The organism is Massilia sp. GCM10023247, assembly GCF_042653325.1.
Taxonomy (GTDB): Bacteria; Pseudomonadota; Gammaproteobacteria; order Burkholderiales; family Burkholderiaceae_D; genus Telluria.
Genome location: NZ_JBHSIB010000012.1, coordinates 30,199 through 47,345 on the forward strand (window position 1 = coordinate 30,199; position 17,147 = coordinate 47,345).

Genomic DNA, 17,147 nt, shown 5'->3' on the forward strand with positions numbered 1-17,147 from the left:
TTGCAATTCTTACATGTCCCCTGACGAATACTGCCAGCAAAAGACTGTCCAGAGCGGTTCTAGCTTCTACTACAGCTTCCTCTTCCTCACGCCCGAACGCCGCCGTGCGATCACGGCGCTGTACGCGTTCTGCCGCGAAGTGGACGATACCGTGGACGAGGCCAGCGACGCCTCGCTCGCGCGCATCAAGCTGGCCTGGTGGCGTACCGAGGTCTCGAGCATGTACAAGGGCACGCCGACCCATCCGGTGACCCAGGCCCTGAAACCCCATATCGCGCTCTACCAGCTCGAGGAACAGCACCTGCAGGCGATCATCGACGGCATGGAGATGGATCTCGACCAGAGCCGCTATCTCGACTACCCCGGCCTGCGCAAGTATTGCTGGCATGTGGCGGGCGTGGTCGGCGTCCTCTCGGCCAGCATTTTCGGCTACACCAATCCGCAGACCCTGGCCTACGCCGAAAAGCTCGGCCTGGCCTTCCAGCTGACCAACATCATCCGCGACGTCGGCGAAGACGCGCGCAAGGGCCGCATCTACCTGCCGGTCAACGAACTGCAGCAGTTCGGGGTGACGGCCGCCGACCTGCTCAATGCCCGCCACAGCGAGAAGTTCGAGGCGCTGATGCGCTTCCAGACCGAGCGCGCGCAAGCGATGTACGACGAGGCGCTGGCCTTGCTGCCGAAGGAAGACCGGCGCGCCCAGCGCCCGGGCCTGATGATGGCCGCGATCTACCGCACCCTGCTCGACGAAATCGCGCGCGACAACTTCCACGTGCTGACCCAGCGCATTTCGCTCACCCCGCTGCGCAAACTCTGGCTGGCGTGGAAAACGTATGTGCGCAGCTGATGGCCAGAGACCGGAACGCAAACGGTGAAGACTGATACAAGCGCCGCTCGATCCGTTGCCGTCGTCGGCGGCGGCTGGGCCGGTTGCGCCGCCGCCGTCGAACTGGCGGGCAAGGGGGCGCGCGTTACCCTGTTCGAATCGAGCCGCACGCTGGGCGGGCGGGCGCGCGCGGTCGAGGTCCAGGGCCGCCTGCTCGACAACGGCCAGCACATCCTGCTCGGCGCCTACAAGGAAACCCTGCGCCTGATCAAGCGGGTCGGCATCGACCCGGCCGCGGCCTTCCTGCGCCTGCCGCTGCAGATGCGCTACCCGCCCGCCAGCGCCGCGCTCGACTTCGTGGCGCCGCGCCTGCCTGCCCCCTGGCACCTGGGCGTGGCGCTGCTGCGCGCCAAGGGCCTGGCGCGCGACGACAAATTCGCGCTGGCCCAGCTGTTCACGGGCCTGCGCTGGATGGGCTGGCGTTTCGATGTGGACGTCAGCGTGTCGGTGCTGCTCGAGCGCTACGGGCAAACCGCGCGCCTGAACCGCCTGCTCTGGCATCCGCTGTGCCTGGCGGCGCTGAACACCCCGCCCGAGCGCGCCTCGGCCAACGTCTTCATGGCGACCCTGCGCGACAGCCTGGGCGCGCGCCGCGCCGCCTCCGACATGCTGGTGCCGAAGCTTGAACTGAGCGCCCTGTTCCCCCAGGCCGCGGCCCGCCACATCGCCGACCGCGGCGCCGTGGTGAAAAACGGCGCCCGGGTCGATGCCTTGACGCGCGTGCCCGGCGGCTGGGAAGTCGCGTGCGCGAGCCAGGCGGCGGAAGTCTTCGATGCCGTGGTGCTGGCGACGGCGCCCGGCGCGGCCGCGGCGCTGCTGGCGCCGTTCCCGGAAGCGGCCGCGCTGGCCGCCCAGCTGGGCGGCTTCCAGCACGAGCCGATCGCCACCTGCTACCTGCAATACGACGCGAGCGTGCGCCTGGCACTGCCCTTCTGCGCGCTGCTCGACGCGCCGGAGCGCGGGCACTTCGGCCAGTTCGCCTTCGACCGCGGCCAGCTCGATCCCGGCCAGGCCGGCCTGCTGGCGGTCGTGATCAGCGTCGCCGCCGACGCCGCCGCCCTCGGCCAGGAGGCGCTGGCGCAAGCCGCGGCCGCCCAGCTGGCGCAGGCGTTTGCCGACCCGCGCCTGGCCAGCCCGCTGTGGAGCCGGGTGATCACCGAGAAACGCGCCACCTTCTCCTGCACCCCGGGCCTGGCCCGCCCAGGCATCCTGACCGCCCTGCCCGGCCTGGTGCTGGCCGGCGACTATACGGCCAGCGACTACCCGGCCACGCTCGAGTCGGCGGTGCGCAGCGGCCAGGCCGCCGCGAAGGCCATCCTCGCCGGCGACCGCCTGCCGCCGGAAAACGGCAGCCTGTCGCATGCCGCTGGCGGCGAGTCGCCCGGTTCCGTACAGTAGCAGCATCGAATCTTGCGAAACACGGACAGGAACATGACTTACCAACTCGGCTTGCGGACGCTTGCCATCATTGCCATCGTTGCCGCCAGCACGGCGGTGCTGGTCGCGCCGGAACTCTTCGACGGGCCGGCGAACGTCCATGCGCCGCTGCTGGCGACGCTCTCGCTCGGACACGGCTGAAGGAAGCGCGACCCATGGGCAAACTGGAATACCTGGAAGCGCTCAAGCGCGCCCTGCTCGGCCTGCCGCCTGAACTGCAGGCCAAGACCCTGGCCTGGTACGAGCAGCGTTTCGTCGACGGCATCGCAGCCGGGCGGCCCGAGGCCGAGATCGCGCGCGAGCTGGACGACCCGAAAAAGGTCGCCCTGACGCTGCGCGCCAACACCCACATCCATGCGTTCGCCGAACAGAAGAACCCGGCCAGCCTGCTGCGGATGCTGGTGTCCGTGCTCGGCCTGCTGATCTTCAACCTGTTCATGGTGATCCCGGCAGCCGTGGTCGGCTCGCTGCTGGCGGCGCTCTACCTGGGCGCCCTCGGCTTCTATATCGGCGGCATCGCGATCACCGCATCCGGCCTGTCCGGCGCCAACGAGCTGGTGCTCGACGGTCCGCTGCGCCACGTGATCCAGGGCGGCGCCGGCGAGCGCGTCTCGACCCGGGTCTCGATCGGCGAGACCGGCATCGAGGTGCAGGAGGACAGCCGCGACAAGGCGGCCGCGGCCGAGGGCGCCGATTCGCCCTCGCGGGTCGTACGCGGCGCCGAGCGGGTGGCCGGCAGCGGCATCCGCATCTCGACCGGCATGGACGAGGAATCGCGCGCCACCCAGACCGCGCTCGGACTGAGCTCGGTGCTGGGCGGGATCGTGCTGTTCCTGGTCGCGCTGGTGCTCACGCGCCACGCGGCGCTGGGCATCAGGCGCTATGTGCAGATGAACCTGTCGCTGCTGCGGGGGACTTGAATGCCGATGCGCACCCTGTTACGGATCGGCATGAGCCTGCTGGTGCTGGCCCTGGTCCTGATCGGCCTGTCGTACAGCATGCTGCGCGCCCAGGGCGTGTCGGTGCGCCACGAGGGCCGCATGGTCAGCGAGGAAACCCGTCCGGTCAAGCGCGACGTGCGTGCCGTCGAGCTGAGCGGCCCGATCCACATGACCCTGCAATACGGCCCCCAGGCTTCGCTCCTGGTGCGCGGCGAGGAGCGCCTGCTGGCCAATATCGAAACCACCCAGGATGGGCGCGTGCTGCACATCGGCACGCGCGGCATCGTGCTGCGCCACCGGCAGCCGATCGAAGTGGTGCTGACCCTGCCGGCACTCGAGCGTGTCGGGGTCGACGGCAGCGGCAACAGCGAGGTCAACGGCTTCACGGGGGAGCGCATCGACCTCGAACTGAACGGTTCGGGCAGCCTCGAATTCAACGGACGCTACCGCCAGGCGCGCGCTCTCCTGCACGGCAGTGGCACACTGACGCTCGACGCCGGCAACGGCGACCGGGTCGAGGGCCAACTGATGGGCTCAGGCGAGATGACGCTGGCGGGCGCCGCGCGCAGTGTGAAGCTCGAGTCGAGCGGCTCCGGCACGCTGGACGCCCAGCGCCTGCGCGCCGACGAGGTGGAGGTGCGCCAGACCGGCTCGGGCAACACCAGCGTCACCGCCCACGCGCGCGTGGCCGCGGCGCTCAGCGGCAGCGGCGACATCGACGTCTACGGCAACCCGCCCGAGCGCACCATCAGCCGCACCGGCAGCGGCGACGTCCATTTCGATCATTAGCCGGGCACTGCAAGCACCGCTGCCGTTCGTCCGGCCGCGGTGGTCGAGCGAAAACGCGTAGTCAGCTGCCGGGCCGGCGCAGTCCGAGCAGCCGCATGATTTCGCCGAACTGGCGTTTCCATTCAGTGTGGCCGTCGACGATCTCGGTGCAGTCGAAGTTGACCAGCCGCTCATGTTCGAACTGGATGCCCGCGAAGCCGGCGGGTTCGCTGAGGCCGACGTTCGCGCCGCGGTAGAGCCGCTTGAGGATGTCGTCCTGTCCGGAATAGCAGTTGATCAGACTTCCTTGCATCGCTTGCAAGGCCTTGCTCCAGCATGCATCGTCTTTCGCGCCGCCTCCCACCGCCCCTCCCAGCAGGTACGCAGTGTCGACCTTCGGGTAGGGGGAAAGTTCCGCCAGTTCCATAAGTGCGAAGTGGATCACGCGCGCGCCCAGCGAATGACCGGCCAGGGTGAATGTCCAGCCTTTCGTGCGCGCGATGGCATCGGCCAGCAAGCGTCCGGCGATCTCGGCATTGCGCATGCTCAGATGCCAGGCGGTCGAAGCGTTCATCAAACCGGCAACCAGGGGGGCGCTGCGCGTCGGGGCAAGCGTCCCGGCTACACCGCCGAGCAAGGCGTCGATCGTTAGGTTCCCGGGGTGGGGAGTGGACTCCCAGTCGAGGTGATACAGGCTTGCCCCGTCAAAGTAGCGCGTCGTGGAACCGGTCCAGTCTCCCAGGTCCTTGAAGCCTTGCGATAGAAATCCGTTAACGAAGATCACCGCGTGCGTGGAACCTGCGCGGACCTTGTCGATCGAAAAATGTTCAAGTGACAAATGATCGGCCTTTGATGGCAACAGGGCGCGCCGCAGTTTCGAGGCCGCAAACGGACTGGGCAGGAAGTTCGTGCTGGAACGCTGGAGCACCCGCTTGAAGTGCTCGATGTCGTCGAGCTCACTCTTCCAGGAAGGCAGGTTGGGCACAGTGCCGTCGTGTTCGGCGCAGAGGTTGTGATCCCAGGTTCCGCCAGTACGCGCCATGTGCAGGCAGCCGGGCACCATGCAGACCAGGCTTCGTTCCCCGCAAGCGCTGCATGCGTAAACGTCGCGCCTGATACGGTTGGCCTCCAGCAGCCTGTGGGGCGCCGCACGGTAGCACGACGAGCAATATCTGGAGGCGGTCATCATCTGTTATCCCTGGAGCGCGTGAGTCCGGCCGGGCCTGTTTTGGCCCGCACCATGTACAAGCGCCCGGCGGCCGCCGAAAGCGCGCCCGGAAGTCTAACCGGATTATGTCCGCACGGCAACAATAGTGCCTTCTACTGCGAGGAATCGAGCGCGTGAGGACAGCTCAGTTTCTCAGCCAGCGAAGCGCGCCGGCGCCAGCCGCGCGGCCGCTGGCGAAACACGCGGTCAGCAGGTAGCCGCCGGTCGGCGCCTCCCAGTCGAGCATTTCGCCGGCCACGAACACGCCCGGCAGCGCGCGCAGCATGCCGTTCGGGTCGAGCGACTCGAAGCGGACCCCGCCGGCGCTGCTGATCGCCTCGTCGATCGGGCGCGGGCGCTTGAGCACCAGCGGCAGCGCCTTGAGCGCGGCGGCCAGGCGCTCCGGATCGGCATACTCCGCCTGGGTCAGGCATTCGCGCAATAAACCCGCCTTGACGCCCTTGATCCCCAGCCGGCTCTGCAGGTGGCTCGCCATCGAGCGCGCGCCGCGCGGGCGCGTCACTTCCTCGTGCACGCGCTCGGCGCTGTGGTCGGGCGCCAGGTCGAGCCAGATCATGGTGCTGCCGCGTTCGGCGATCTGGTCGCGCAGCGGCGCCGACAGCGCATACACCAGGCTGCCCTCGATGCCGGTGGCGGTGACCACGAACTGGCCGCGGCGCCGGGCGCGCTGGCCGCCCCCGTCCTGGTATTCGATGGCGACCTCGGTGAGCGGCGCGCCGGCGTATTTTTCGCTCAGGTGGGCGCTCCAGTCGGCATCGAAACCGCAGTTCGAGGGCAGCAGCGGCGCCACGTCCACGCCGCGCGCCGCCAGCAGCGGCACCCAGGCGCCATCCGAACCGAGGCGCGCCCAGCTTGCGCCGCCCAGGGCGAGGATGGTCGCATCGGGACGCAGCGCGAGCGCGCCCTCCGGGCTCGTGAAACGCAGCGCACCGTCGTGCCAGCCCTGCCAGCGATGGCGCATGTGGAAGCGCACGCCGCTTTCCTTCAGGCGGTGCAGCCAGGCGCGCAGCAGGGGCGCGGCCTTCATGTCGGTCGGGAACACGCGGCCCGAGCTGCCGACGAAGGTGCCGATGCCCAGTCCATGGATCCACGCGCGCACCTGGTCCGGATCGAAGCCGTCGAGCCAGGCGCCGACTTCGCCGCTGCGCGCGCCGTAGCGCCGGACGAAATCGGCGAGCGGCTCGGAATGGGTGATGTTCATGCCGCCCTTCCCGGCCAGCAGGAACTTGCGCGCGCTCGAGGCCATCGCATCATAGACGTCGACCTGCACGCCGCCCGCCGCCAGGATTTCGGCCGCCATCAGGCCGGCGGGGCCGGCGCCGATGACGGCGGCGCAGGGACGGTTGGAAACGGTTGCGGACATGCTGGACTGGAAAGAAATGGGCAAGAATGCGGGACCGGCATTGTAGTCGAGTTTCACGCGGGTCTTGCAAGATCGCGACAAATGTAAAGGGGCCTTGACATTGCAGCGGTGGCGATCTAGCATGTAAAGCATACTTTACACATGCGGAGCCTGCAATGCACGAAAAACGCGTCATGAAGAGCTATTACCGTGAACTGGTCGGCGCGTTGCTGCTGTACGGCCTGCTGCTGGTGCTGGCCATCCGCTTCGCGCGCCCATTACCCGAGAGCACGCTGCGCACGGCCTGGCTGCTCAGTCCGATGATCGGCTTCGGCGCGGCGATCTGGGCGATGGCGCGCCACATCAACCGGGTCGACGAATATGTGCGCAAATTCTTGCTCGAAACCGTCGCGCTCGGCGCGGCGGTGACGGCCGGCCTCACCTTCACCTACGGCTTCCTGGAAACCGCCGGTTTTCCGCGCCTGTCGATGTTCACCGTCTGGTGCGTGCTGTGCGGCGCCACCGTGCTGGTCGGACTGGTGCGCAAGCTGCTTGACCGATGAAGAATCGGATTCGCGAACTGCGGGCCGATCGCGGCTGGAGCCAGGCCCACCTGGCCGACCTGCTCGACGTCTCGCGCCAGACCATCATCGCCATCGAGACCGGCCGCTACGACCCCAGCCTGCCGCTTGCCTTCAAGATCGCCGGGCTGTTCCAGCAACCGATCGAAGCCATCTTCACCCCTGACCAGGAGCCAGTATGAAACTCAATGCATGCCTGTTGTTCGCCTTGTCCGCCGCCCTGTCCTCGTCCCTGTCCTCCGCCCTTGCGGCGCCCGTCCTCGGCGCCGATGCGCCGGCCGCCCCCAACCGTTTCCTGTCGGCCGCCGCGCCGGCCGAGCGCTTCGAGATCAAGGGCATGCTGGTCGAGCGCCACGGCAGCGCCGGCCGGCCCCTGGTGCTGATCCCCGGCCTGGCATCGGGCGGCTGGGTGTGGCAGGAGACGGTGCGCGAATTCGCGCCCTCGCACGCGGTGTACGTGGTCACCCTGCCCGGCTTCGACGGCCGCCCGGCGCCGGAAGGCGACCCGTACGAGGCCGCGCGCGGCGCGCTGCTCGAGCTGATCGCTTCGCGGCGCCTGGCCAAGCCGGTGCTGGTCGGCCACAGCCTGGGCGGCACCCTGGCCATCGAGCTGGCCGCGGCCGAACCGGCGCGCATCGGCGCCGTGGTCAGCCTGGACGGCCTGCCGGTCATGCCGCGCACCGAGGACATGCCGCTCGAGCAGCGCGCGCAGATGGCGCAAGGCATGCGCGCCCAGATGGCCGCCGTCCAGGGCCCCGCTTTCGCTGCCCAGCAGCGGCAGTACATGCGCAATATCGGCATGGTCGACATCGGCAAGGCCGACGACGCCGCCCGGCTCACCGCGCGCAGCGATCCGCAGGCGGTGGCCGCCTATGTGGGCGCCGTGCTGGCGCGCGACCTGCGCCCGCGCCTGCCCGCGATCGCGGCGCCGGTGCTGCTGCTTGCGCCCTGGTTTGCGCCGGATTCGGCCCAGCAGGGGATTACCGCGGGCGAGAAGCTGGCGTATTATCGGGAACTGATGACGGGCACCCGGCGCCTGGACGTGGCGCCCATCGACAACGCCCGTCACTTCGCCATGATCGACCAGCCGCGCGCCTTCAACGACGCGCTGCGCCAGTTCCTCAACACCTTGTGAACACCCTCTAGGAGCATGCCATGCCCAAGCTGTCCCACTGGATAGTCCAATACCTGATCGCCCTCGTGTCGATGTTCGTGCTGCTGCTCGTGATCGACTTGCTGCGCGGCGAGTTGCTGGAGCGGGCCTGGCCTTCGGCCCTGGCCTGGGCGGCAGTGGCCTCGGCCATCTTCATCGGCTCGCGTTACCGCAACATGCAGCGCGGCATTGCCTGTGGCGTCTGCGACAAGCTCGACAAGAAGTAAGGCGTTTCCCCTCTCCTCCTTGATGCAAGCGGGGTCCGCCGTCGCCGGCAGGCCCTAACCTTGCCCAGTTATTCACGGTGCATTTGTTAAGAGAACAAGATTATGCTTGACAAGCATTATCGAAGGAATATTCTTACAGGCAAAGTGAACGATGCGCGTCCACCGAGACACGCACGATTCGCCCGGTAGTCCGTTTCACTCATCTTGGAGGATGAATATGTCGTTGAAGACAGGGCCGAATACGGCCCGCAGGACCATGCTGGGCGCGATCGCGTCCAGCCCGCTGTGGATGCAAAGCGCCTGGGCCGCATCACAGCCCATGAAGCAGTCGATGAAAATCTCGCACCAGTTCCCCGGCGGCAGCATCATGGAAGGCGACTTCCGCGACCGCCTGTGCCGCATGTTCGCAGCAAGCGTCGAAAAACGCACCCGCGGCAGCCTCAAATTCTCGATCTATGCCAACTCGTCGCTGATGGCGCCGAACGCCCAGTTCGGCGCGCTGCGCAAAGGCGGGCTCGACCTGGCGCTGGTGCCGCTCTCGTATGCGGCGAGCGAAGCGCCCGAAGCGAACATCGGCCTGATGCCGGGCCTGGTCACTTCCTATGCCCAGGGCTATGGCTGGAAGAACGCCGCCGTCGGCAAGGAACTGGCGCGCATCCTGGCCGACCAGGGCCTGGTCATCGTCAGCTGGATCTGGCAGGCAGGCGGCGTCACCGCGCGCGGCGAGCCGATCCTGGCGCCGGAAGACGTGCAGGGCCTGAAGGTGCGCGGCGGCTCGCGCGAGATGGACCTGATCCTGCAGCAGGCCGGCGGCACGGTGGTGAACGTCCCGTCCAACGAGATCCACCGCGCCATGAAGGGCGGCGCGCTGGACGCGGCCTTTACCTCGTCGACCTCGCTGATGTCGTTCCGGCTGCACGAGGTCTCGCGCGCCCTGACCTCGCCGCGCAGCGGCGGCTACTGGTTCATGCTCGAGCCGCTCTTGATGTCGAAGACCAAATTCGACCGCATGAGCCGCGAGCAGCAGGCGGCCGTGATGGCGGTGGGCGCCGATCTCGAGAGCTTCGCGCTGCGCATGGCCCAGGCCGACGATGCGGCGGTCGCCAGCGTCTACGCCCGCAGCGGCGCGCGCGTGGCCGAGATGGATGCGGCGGCACTGGCGAAATGGCGCGACATGGCGCGCACGACGGCCTGGGCCGATTTCGGCGGGCGCAGCGACAATTGCGCGAAGCTGCTGGCGCTGGCCGAGAAGTCGATCGCCGCAATTTAAGGTAGGGTGGTCGGCTCCACCCTGAACGATGCGCATACGCGGCTGTAACACCGCCCACGCGTTCAACCGGTCTCAATGAATCCGCAACTGTGCGGGCACGGTTTGAACGCGTGGGCGGCGCTGAAGTTAGCTCGCAGCCGGCTCCCAGGTGGAGCCGACCACCCTACCCCCCCGTGACGGGCGGGAAGAAAGCCACTTCCCCGCCCTCTTTCACTTGCGTTTCGGGATCGCACATCACGTGGTTGAAGGCCATGCGCAGGGCGCGCTCGGGGCCGAGGGCTTCGCGCCAGGCGCCGCCGCGGTCGGCCAGGTGCGCGCGTACCGCGCCCACCGTGTCCACGCCGTCGGGCAGCTCGATGCGTTCGTTCGACACGCCCAGGGCCTCGCGCACGGAGGCAAAAAATCGCAGTTCGATGTGCATGGTCTCAGTGCTGACTCAGTGTTGTAACTCGCTGAAGGGAATGAAGCGCACCAGGTCGCCCTCGTGGATGATGCGGCCCGGCGGGTTGTCGATCAGGCCGTCGCCCCAGACGGTGGAGGTGAGCACGCCCGAGCCCTGGTTCGGGAACAGGTCGAGCCCGCCGCCGGCGTTCAGGCGCGCGCGCAGGAATTCGTTGCGGCGGTCGGCCTTGGGCAGGCTGAAATCGGCGCGCAGCTGCCAGGCACGCGGCTCGACCGGCCCGCTCACGCCCTGCAGCCGCAGCAGGAAAGGCCGCACGAAAAGCAGGAAGGTGATGAAGCTCGAGACCGGGTTGCCCGGCAAGCCCATGAAGAACGCCGTCCCGCCGGCGCTCCTGCGTACTTCGCCGAAGGCCAGCGGCTTGCCCGGCTTGACCGCGATCTGCCACATGTTCAACTGCCCTTCCGCTTCCACGGCCGGCTTGATGTGGTCTTCCTCGCCGACCGACACGCCGCCCGAGGTGATGATCAGGTCGTGCTCCTGCGCCGCCTCGCGCAAGGTGGCGCGGGTCGCGTCCAGCGAGTCGGGCACGATGCCGAAATCGGTGATCAGGCAGCCGAAGTTTTCGAGCAGCCCGCGCAGGGTAAACCGGTTCGAATTGTAGATGGCGCCCGGGGCGAGCTGGCCGCCCGGCGCTTCGCCCGGCATGGTCAGCTCGTCGCCGGTGAAGAACACGGCCACGCGCAGGCGCCGGCGCACGGGCAGGCTGGCCAGGCCGACGGAAGCGGCCAGTCCCAGTTCCTGGCTGCGCAGGCGGGTCCCGGCCGCGAGGATGCTGGCGCCGGCGCGGATGTCTTCGCCGGCGCGGCGGATCCACTCGCCGCTCCTGGGCGCATGGCGCACGGTGACGAATTCGCCTTGCGGGTTTGCCTGGGCCTCGCACTGTTCCTGCATCACGACGGCATCGGCGCCTTCGGGAATCAGCGCGCCGGTGAAGATGCGCGCCGCGGTGCCCGCTTCGAGCGGCTGGCCGACGCTGCCGGCCGGGATCCGCTGCGCCACGCGCAAGACCGCATTGCCGCCGATGCAATCGGCGGCGCGCACCGCATAGCCGTCCATCTGCGTGTTGTCGTTGGACGGCACGTCGATGGTCGAGGCCACGCTGGAGGCGAGCACCCGGCCGTTTGCTTCGAGCGTCGGCACCGGCTCGACCTCGGCGACCGGGCGCGCCGCGGCCAGCAGGGTGTCCAGGGCTTCGCGCACCGACAGCATCGGGCGCGCGGCCGGTTTGTCGTTCGGGCCGCTCATGGTCAGAGGCCCGTGTGCGCGGCGATGAAGCTCTTCATCTCCTCGACGTTCGGCTGCATGACGACGAATTTCTGCGGCAGCGCTTCGATGTTCTCGAAGCCGCGCGGACGCTCGGCGTCCATGCCCAGCGCTTCCAGGATGGTCTGGTTGAACTTCGCGGCCAGCGCGGTTTCGAGGACGATCATCGGCACGCCCGGCGTCATGTGCTCGCGCGCCACCTTCAGGCCGTCGGCCGTATGGGTGTCGACCGTGATGCCGTAGTCGTCGAAGGCCATGCGGATCGTGTCGAGACGATCGAGGTGGGTCGACTTGCCCGAGACGAAGCCGTAATCGCCGGCGCGGCGCCATTCGTCGCCGTCGGCGCCCGGCCCGCCCGACAAATCGAAACCGCCGTGGGTGTCGACCTTGCGGAACAGGGCGTGGGTGCGCTCGCTGTCGCGGCCGACGAGGTCATAGATGAAGCGTTCGAAGTTCGAGGCCTTCGAAATGTCCATCGACGGGCTGCTGGTGTGGAAGGTCTCGCTGGACTTGCGCACGCGGTACTTACCGGTGCGGAAGAACTCGTCGAGCACGTCGTTCTCGTTGGTGGCCACCACCAGGCGGTCGATCGGCAGGCCCATCATGCGGGCGATGTGGCCGGCGCAGATGTTCCCGAAATTGCCTGAGGGGACCGTGAACGACACCTTCTGGGAGTTAGCGGTGGTCGCCGCCAGGTAGCCGCGGAAGTAGTACACCACCTGCGCCACCACGCGCGCCCAGTTGATCGAATTGACGGTGCCGATCTTGTGGCGCGCCTTGAACGACAGGTCGTTCGAGACGGCCTTCACCAGGTCCTGGCAGTCGTCGAACACGCCTTCGACGGCGATATTGAAGATGTTCGGATCCTGCAGGCTGAACATCTGGGCGGTCTGGAACGGGCTCATTTTGCCGCTCGGCGACAGCATGAAGACGCGCACCCCGCGCTTGCCGCGCATCGCGTATTCGGCCGCGCTGCCGGTGTCGCCGGAGGTGGCGCCGAAGATGTTCAGCTCGTCGTCGTTCTTCGCCAGCGCGTATTCGAACAGGTTGCCCAGCAACTGCATCGCCATGTCCTTGAAGGCCAGCGTCGGGCCGTTCGACAGCGCCTGGAGAACGAGCTTTTTCCCGCCCTCGTCTTCCAGCACCCGCAGCGGCGTGATCTCGGCCGCGTTCTCGCCCTCGCGGGCGTTGCGGTACACCTCGGGGGTATAGGTCTTCGCGGTCAGGGCCTTCAGGTCGGCGTCGGGAATGTCGGTGGCGAATTTGCGCAGGATTTCATAGGCCAGTTCGGCATACGACAGGCTGCGCCAGGCAGTGAGTTCTTCCGGTGTCACCTGCGGGTACTCGGCCGGCATGAACAGGCCGCCGTCGGGGGCCAGGCCGCCGAGCAGGATGGTGGAGAAGGTTTCCGGATTGCGGGAAGCGGACGCGCTCGTTGCGCGGGTAGACACGTATTGCATACAGTTGAAGATCCGGGTTGGCTCGCGTTGATTCTTTATTATAGTGCGGGCTGCGCAATCCTGTCTGCCGTCGAGTTTTTCGGCCGTTGGCCTTGTGGGGTGGGCATTCGTGGTGCTGGCATTTAGCCAGCCCCACTGCCCACGCGGTCGCGCCGCACGCGCTGCGCTGGCGACAAAAAAGCCGGATGCGCATGCGATCCGGCTTTTTATCTACGTTGGGGTATGCAAGAGCACGACCGCGTGCGCACAAGTGCGCACCCTACCGTATTGCGGCAAGCATCAATGGATCAGCAAGCCGCGTGGTTCACCGTCACCACGTGAATCGCCAGCCCGCCGAGCGAGGTTTCCTTGTACTTCACCTGCATGTCGGCGCCGGTCTGGCGCATCGTCTCGATGACGTTGTCCAGGCTGACGAAGTGGGTGCCGTCGCCCTTGAGCGCCAGCGAAGCGGCCGTGATGGCCTTGATCGCGCCCATGCCGTTGCGCTCGATGCAGGGGATCTGCACCAGGCCGCCGATCGGGTCGCAGGTCATGCCGAGGTGGTGCTCGATACCGATCTCGGCGGCGTTCTCGATCTGTTCGTTCGAGCCGCCGAGCGCGGCCACCAGGCCGGCGGCGGCCATCGCGCAGGCCACGCCGACTTCGCCCTGGCAGCCTACTTCGGCGCCCGAGATCGAGGCGTTCTTCTTGCACAGCATGCCGATCGCGGCGGAGGTAAGCAGGAAGTCGCGGATGCCCTTGACCGGATCCGTCGGGCGGCAATCCTCGGCGTAGTAGCGCAGCACCGCCGGGATGATGCCGGCCGCGCCGTTGGTCGGCGCCGTCACCACGCGTCCGCCGGCGGCGTTCTCTTCGTTGACCGCCATCGCGTACAGCGTTACCTGGTGGGTCGAATCGTGCGGCAGTTCGTTGACGCGCTTGCCTTCGACGCAGTGCGCCTGCTTCCACAGCTTGGCGGCGCGCCGCTTGACGTTCAGGCCGCCGGGCAGCTGGCCTTCGGTCACCAGCCCGTGCGCGATACAGTCGTGCATCGTGTGCCAGATCCGGTCCAGGCCGGCGTCGAGTTCCGCTTCGCCCATGCGCGCCAGTTCGTTCGCGCGCAGCATGTGCGGGATGCTCAAGCCGTGTTCGCGGCCCAGGGCCAGCAGCTCGGCCATCGTGCTGAAGGAGAACGGCACCGGGGTGCTTGGTGCCTCCTGCACGCGCTGGGATTCGCCGGCCGCGGTGATGAAGCCGCCGCCGACCGAGTAGAAGATGCGCTCGATCACGCTGCCGTCCGCTAGCCGTAGCACGAAGCGCATGCCGTTCGGGTGCTCGGGCAGGCTCGAAGCCTTGTGCCAGACCAGGCCGGTGCGGGCGCTGAACGGCACCTCCTTCGTGCCGAGCAGGCGCAGCACGCCATCGAGTTCGGCTTCGGCCAGCTTGTCCTCGACGCCGTCGGGGTCGATCTCTTGCGGGGTTTCTCCCATCAGGCCGAGGATCACCGCCTTGTCGGTGGCGTGCCCGACGCCGGTCAGCGCGAGCGAACCATACAGGTGCGCTTCGACGCCGACGGCTTCATCGAGCAGGCCGCATTCCAGCAGGAAGCGGCGCGCCGCCACCATCGGGCCCACCGTATGCGAGCTCGATGGGCCGATGCCGATCTTGAAAAGATCAAAAACACTCATGTCCATCTGGGGATTGTCTCTCTAATCTTTGTTTTTATGGTTATGCGGAACTTAATGCAGGTATTAAGCGGTGGCGCCGACGTCGACGTTCTCCAGCATGCTGGCCACCATTTCGTCGGTGCCGATGCGGGCCTTCCAGCCCCAGTCGGCGCTGGCGCGGCTGTCGTCCAGGCTCTTCGGCCAGGTGTCGGCAATCGCCTGGCGGCTGTCCGGCTTGTAGGTAATCTTGAACTGCGGGATGGCGCGGGTGATCGCCTCGGCTAGTTCGCGCGGGTTGAACGACACGCCGGCCACATTATACGAGGAACGGATCTTGACCTGGCCGGCCGGCGCATCCATCAGTTCGATGGTGGCGCGGATCGCGTCGGGCATGTAGATCATCGGCAGCGTGGTGTCCGGGCCGAGGAAGCACTCGTAGGTTTCGCCCTTGAGGGCGGCGTGGAAGATCGCGATCGCGTAGTCGGTGGTGCCGCCGCCCGGTGGCGACTTGAAGCTGATGATACCCGGATAGCGGATGCTGCGCACGTCCACGCCGTACTTGGTGTGGTAGTACTCGCACAGGCGCTCGCCGGCGAGTTTGCTGATGCCGTAGATCGTGGTCGGATCCATCACCGTGTACTGCGGGGTGTTCTCGCTCGGCGTATTCGGACCGAAGGCGGCGATCGAGGAGGGCCAGAACACCTTGAGCGGCTTGCCCGCCTCGAGGCGCTCGCGCGCCACTTCCAGGATGTTGAGCAGGCCGTCCATGTTCAGGGACCAGGCTTTCAGGGGCGCCTTCTCGCCGGTGGCCGACAGCAGCGCGGCCAGCTGGTAGACCTGGGTCACGCCTTCGTCCTGGATGAGCGCGGCCAGGCGCGCCTTGTCCAGCACGTCGAGCTGGGCGTAGCGCGCGGCGCCATACACGTTGGTCGTGCCGATGTCGGTGGCGAGCACGTTACCGGCGCCGTGTTGTTCCGCGAGTGCCGAGACCAGCTCGCTGCCGATCTGGCCGTTGGCGCCGATGATGAGGATGCGTTCCATGTAATGTCCTTGAAGCTGAGGCTAATTAGTTATTCTTGAGGATGCCCAGCTCGCGCCCGGCTTGTTCGAATGCGGCCAGCACGGTGTCGAGCTGCTCGCGGGTATGCGCCGCCGAGAGCTGGACGCGCACGCGCGCCTGCCCCATCGGCACCACCGGGTAGAAGAAGCCCGACAGCAGCACGCCCAGCTCGAACATGCGGGCCGCGAATTTCTGCGCCACCGGCGCGTCGAACAGCATCACCGGCACCACCGGGTGGGTACCCGGCTTGATGGTGAAGCCGATGCGCTCGATCTCGCGGCGGAAGTAGGCAGTGTTTTCCATCAGGCGGTCGCGCAGCTCGGTCGACTTCGAGATGCGCTCGAGGACCGACAGCGAAGCGCCGACGATCATCGGGGCCAGCGTGTTCGAGAACAGGTAGGGACGCGACTTCTGGCGCAGCGTCTCGATGACTTCCTTGCGGCCCGAGGTAAAGCCGCCCATCGCGCCGCCCAGGGCCTTGCCCAGGGTGCCGGTGATGATGTCGATCTTGCCGATCACACCGCAGTGCTCGTGGGTGCCGCGCCCGGTCGCGCCCATGAAGCCCGAGGCATGCGATTCGTCGATCATGGTCAGGGCGCCGTACTGCTCGGCCAGGGCGACGATCTTGTCGAGCTGGGCGATCGTGCCGTCCATCGAGAACACGCCGTCGGTCACGATCACCTTGTGGCGCTTGCCGGCCGCGGTGGCGTCCTGCAGCTGCTTCTCGAGGTCGGCCATGTCGTTGTTGGCGTAGCGGTAGCGCGCGGCCTTGCACAGGCGGACACCGTCGATGATCGAGGCGTGGTTCAGGGCGTCGGAGATGATCGCGTCGTTTTCGTCGAACAGGGGCTCGAACACGCCGCCGTTGGCGTCGAAAGCGGCCGCGTACAGGATCGTGTCCTCGGTGCCCAGGAAACGGGACAGCGCCGCTTCCAGCTCCTTGTGCACGGTCTGGGTGCCGCAGATGAAGCGCACCGAGGACAGCCCGTAGCCGTACGTGGCCAGCGCCGCTTCCGCCGCTTTTTGCGTTTCGAGGTCGCCCGACAGGCCGAGGTAGTTGTTGGCGCACATATTGATCAGGGTGCGGCCGTCATCGGATTGCACCTGCGCGCCCTGGCGCGAGGCAAGCACGCGCTCCGGCTTGAACAGGCCCTGCTCGCGCAGGTTGGAGAGGTTCTGCTGCAGACCGGTGTAAAACGCGTTCTTCGCTTGTTCGCTCATGTCGATTCCCTATTGGTGATTGACGGCTTGACCCTGGCGGGCCGGATGCTGTACCGTGGCTTGACTAATGTTCGTTTTCGGTGCCGGCGTTTGATACTGCGCCGTTTTCGCTATCTCGAACCCAAATTCAATATAATGAATATTACGCCGGCCTGTTGAACTTGGCAAGGTCGGCTTTCCAACACTTGATCAGGCTGTCTC

At 67.2% G+C, this 17,147-nt stretch carries 18 protein-coding genes; 10 read left to right on the forward strand and 8 right to left on the reverse strand.

Annotated elements, in window-relative coordinates:
- Positions 1-13: 13 nt before the first annotated feature.
- From hpnD to ACFPAH_RS13470, 5 genes are read left to right on the forward strand one after another with little or no spacing between them, the layout of a single operon-like run.
- Positions 14-847 (forward strand): presqualene diphosphate synthase HpnD, encoded by an 834-nt coding sequence (hpnD, locus tag ACFPAH_RS13450; RefSeq protein WP_379746077.1) that lies wholly within the window; start codon positions 14-16, stop codon positions 845-847.
- A 24-nt stretch (positions 848-871) separates the two neighbouring features.
- Positions 872-2,284, forward strand: coding sequence for a hydroxysqualene dehydroxylase HpnE (hpnE, locus tag ACFPAH_RS13455; RefSeq protein ID WP_379746080.1), 1,413 nt, complete (start codon positions 872-874; stop codon positions 2,282-2,284).
- A 33-nt stretch (positions 2,285-2,317) separates the two neighbouring features.
- Complete coding sequence (locus tag ACFPAH_RS13460; RefSeq protein WP_379746083.1) at positions 2,318-2,464, forward strand: hypothetical protein; 147 nt, start codon at positions 2,318-2,320, stop codon at positions 2,462-2,464.
- 14 nt (positions 2,465-2,478) lie between these two features.
- Complete coding sequence (locus ACFPAH_RS13465; RefSeq protein WP_379746086.1) at positions 2,479-3,243, forward strand: DUF1700 domain-containing protein; 765 nt, start codon at positions 2,479-2,481, stop codon at positions 3,241-3,243.
- Between the two features lie 6 nt (positions 3,244-3,249).
- A complete protein-coding gene (locus ACFPAH_RS13470) occupies positions 3,250-4,053 on the forward strand; it encodes a head GIN domain-containing protein (protein WP_379746089.1) in 804 nt (267 codons plus the stop codon).
- Between the two features lie 61 nt (positions 4,054-4,114).
- Here the strand turns inward: ACFPAH_RS13470 and ACFPAH_RS13475 are convergent, their stop codons facing one another.
- Both ACFPAH_RS13475 and ACFPAH_RS13480 read right to left on the reverse strand, forming a co-directional pair.
- The gene (locus tag ACFPAH_RS13475; protein WP_379746092.1) at positions 4,115-5,221 is read right to left on the reverse strand and encodes a DUF726 domain-containing protein; all 1,107 of its coding nucleotides are present in this window, start codon (positions 5,219-5,221) and stop codon (positions 4,115-4,117) included.
- A gap of 163 nt (positions 5,222-5,384) precedes the next feature.
- Positions 5,385-6,623 (reverse strand): TIGR03862 family flavoprotein, encoded by a 1,239-nt coding sequence (locus ACFPAH_RS13480; RefSeq protein WP_379746095.1) that lies wholly within the window; start codon positions 6,621-6,623, stop codon positions 5,385-5,387.
- A 155-nt stretch (positions 6,624-6,778) separates the two neighbouring features.
- Between ACFPAH_RS13480 and ACFPAH_RS13485 the strand changes: the two genes are divergently transcribed.
- The 5 genes from ACFPAH_RS13485 to dctP all read left to right on the forward strand — a co-directional run bounded on the left by ACFPAH_RS13485 (position 6,779) and on the right by dctP (position 9,833).
- The gene (locus ACFPAH_RS13485; protein ID WP_379746098.1) at positions 6,779-7,165 is read left to right on the forward strand and encodes a hypothetical protein; all 387 of its coding nucleotides are present in this window, start codon (positions 6,779-6,781) and stop codon (positions 7,163-7,165) included.
- Positions 7,162-7,365, forward strand: a complete 204-nt coding sequence (locus ACFPAH_RS13490; protein WP_379746101.1) for a helix-turn-helix transcriptional regulator — start codon at positions 7,162-7,164, stop codon at positions 7,363-7,365. The genes ACFPAH_RS13485 and ACFPAH_RS13490 overlap by 4 nt, the downstream gene beginning before the upstream one ends.
- The gene (locus ACFPAH_RS13495; RefSeq protein WP_379746104.1) at positions 7,362-8,318 is read left to right on the forward strand and encodes an alpha/beta fold hydrolase; all 957 of its coding nucleotides are present in this window, start codon (positions 7,362-7,364) and stop codon (positions 8,316-8,318) included. The genes ACFPAH_RS13490 and ACFPAH_RS13495 overlap by 4 nt, the downstream gene beginning before the upstream one ends.
- 20 nt (positions 8,319-8,338) lie before the next feature.
- Entirely contained in the window at positions 8,339-8,563 is a 225-nt protein-coding gene (locus ACFPAH_RS13500) for a hypothetical protein (RefSeq protein ID WP_379746107.1), read from the forward strand.
- A gap of 217 nt (positions 8,564-8,780) precedes the next feature.
- Positions 8,781-9,833, forward strand: a complete 1,053-nt coding sequence (gene dctP, locus ACFPAH_RS13505; protein ID WP_379746110.1) for a TRAP transporter substrate-binding protein DctP — start codon at positions 8,781-8,783, stop codon at positions 9,831-9,833.
- A 163-nt stretch (positions 9,834-9,996) separates the two neighbouring features.
- Here the strand turns inward: dctP and moaD are convergent, their stop codons facing one another.
- The 6 genes from moaD to kbl form a co-directional block, all read right to left on the reverse strand.
- Positions 9,997-10,254, reverse strand: a complete 258-nt coding sequence (gene moaD, locus ACFPAH_RS13510) for a molybdopterin converting factor subunit 1 (protein ID WP_379746113.1) — start codon at positions 10,252-10,254, stop codon at positions 9,997-9,999.
- 15 nt (positions 10,255-10,269) lie between these two features.
- Positions 10,270-11,505 (reverse strand): gephyrin-like molybdotransferase Glp, encoded by a 1,236-nt coding sequence (gene glp, locus ACFPAH_RS13515; RefSeq protein WP_379746159.1) that lies wholly within the window; start codon positions 11,503-11,505, stop codon positions 10,270-10,272.
- 38 nt (positions 11,506-11,543) lie between these two features.
- The gene (gene thrC / locus ACFPAH_RS13520; RefSeq protein ID WP_379746116.1) at positions 11,544-13,019 is read right to left on the reverse strand and encodes a threonine synthase; all 1,476 of its coding nucleotides are present in this window, start codon (positions 13,017-13,019) and stop codon (positions 11,544-11,546) included.
- Between the two features lie 287 nt (positions 13,020-13,306).
- On the reverse strand, positions 13,307-14,692 hold the full coding sequence (locus tag ACFPAH_RS13525; protein WP_379746119.1) for an L-serine ammonia-lyase: 1,386 nt from the start codon (positions 14,690-14,692) through the stop codon (positions 13,307-13,309).
- A 57-nt stretch (positions 14,693-14,749) separates the two neighbouring features.
- Positions 14,750-15,706, reverse strand: coding sequence for an NAD-dependent epimerase/dehydratase family protein (locus tag ACFPAH_RS13530; protein WP_379746122.1), 957 nt, complete (start codon positions 15,704-15,706; stop codon positions 14,750-14,752).
- Positions 15,707-15,731: 25 nt separating this feature from the next.
- Positions 15,732-16,946, reverse strand: coding sequence for a glycine C-acetyltransferase (gene kbl / locus ACFPAH_RS13535; RefSeq protein ID WP_379746125.1), 1,215 nt, complete (start codon positions 16,944-16,946; stop codon positions 15,732-15,734).
- Between the last annotated feature and the right edge of the window lie 201 nt (positions 16,947-17,147).

Bases quoted from the DNA above. Each gene is read 5' to 3' on its own strand.
- glp (WP_379746159.1), bottom strand. From the start codon at position 11,505: ATGCTGTCGGTGCGCGAAGCCCTGGACACCCTGCTGGCCGCGGCGCGC.
- hpnD (WP_379746077.1), top strand. From the start codon at position 14: ATGTCCCCTGACGAATACTGCCAGCAAAAGACTGTCCAGAGCGGTTCT.
- dctP (WP_379746110.1), top strand. From the start codon at position 8,781: ATGTCGTTGAAGACAGGGCCGAATACGGCCCGCAGGACCATGCTGGGC.
- ACFPAH_RS13530 (WP_379746122.1), bottom strand. From the start codon at position 15,706: ATGGAACGCATCCTCATCATCGGCGCCAACGGCCAGATCGGCAGCGAG.
- ACFPAH_RS13470 (WP_379746089.1), top strand. From the start codon at position 3,250: ATGCGCACCCTGTTACGGATCGGCATGAGCCTGCTGGTGCTGGCCCTG.
- kbl (WP_379746125.1), bottom strand. From the start codon at position 16,946: ATGAGCGAACAAGCGAAGAACGCGTTTTACACCGGTCTGCAGCAGAAC.
- ACFPAH_RS13465 (WP_379746086.1), top strand. From the start codon at position 2,479: ATGGGCAAACTGGAATACCTGGAAGCGCTCAAGCGCGCCCTGCTCGGC.
- ACFPAH_RS13490 (WP_379746101.1), top strand. From the start codon at position 7,162: ATGAAGAATCGGATTCGCGAACTGCGGGCCGATCGCGGCTGGAGCCAG.
- ACFPAH_RS13495 (WP_379746104.1), top strand. From the start codon at position 7,362: ATGAAACTCAATGCATGCCTGTTGTTCGCCTTGTCCGCCGCCCTGTCC.
- ACFPAH_RS13475 (WP_379746092.1), bottom strand. From the start codon at position 5,221: ATGATGACCGCCTCCAGATATTGCTCGTCGTGCTACCGTGCGGCGCCC.
- ACFPAH_RS13485 (WP_379746098.1), top strand. From the start codon at position 6,779: ATGCACGAAAAACGCGTCATGAAGAGCTATTACCGTGAACTGGTCGGC.
- ACFPAH_RS13500 (WP_379746107.1), top strand. From the start codon at position 8,339: ATGCCCAAGCTGTCCCACTGGATAGTCCAATACCTGATCGCCCTCGTG.
- ACFPAH_RS13480 (WP_379746095.1), bottom strand. From the start codon at position 6,623: ATGTCCGCAACCGTTTCCAACCGTCCCTGCGCCGCCGTCATCGGCGCC.
- ACFPAH_RS13525 (WP_379746119.1), bottom strand. From the start codon at position 14,692: ATGGACATGAGTGTTTTTGATCTTTTCAAGATCGGCATCGGCCCATCG.
- thrC (WP_379746116.1), bottom strand. From the start codon at position 13,019: ATGCAATACGTGTCTACCCGCGCAACGAGCGCGTCCGCTTCCCGCAAT.
- moaD (WP_379746113.1), bottom strand. From the start codon at position 10,254: ATGCACATCGAACTGCGATTTTTTGCCTCCGTGCGCGAGGCCCTGGGC.
- ACFPAH_RS13460 (WP_379746083.1), top strand. From the start codon at position 2,318: ATGACTTACCAACTCGGCTTGCGGACGCTTGCCATCATTGCCATCGTT.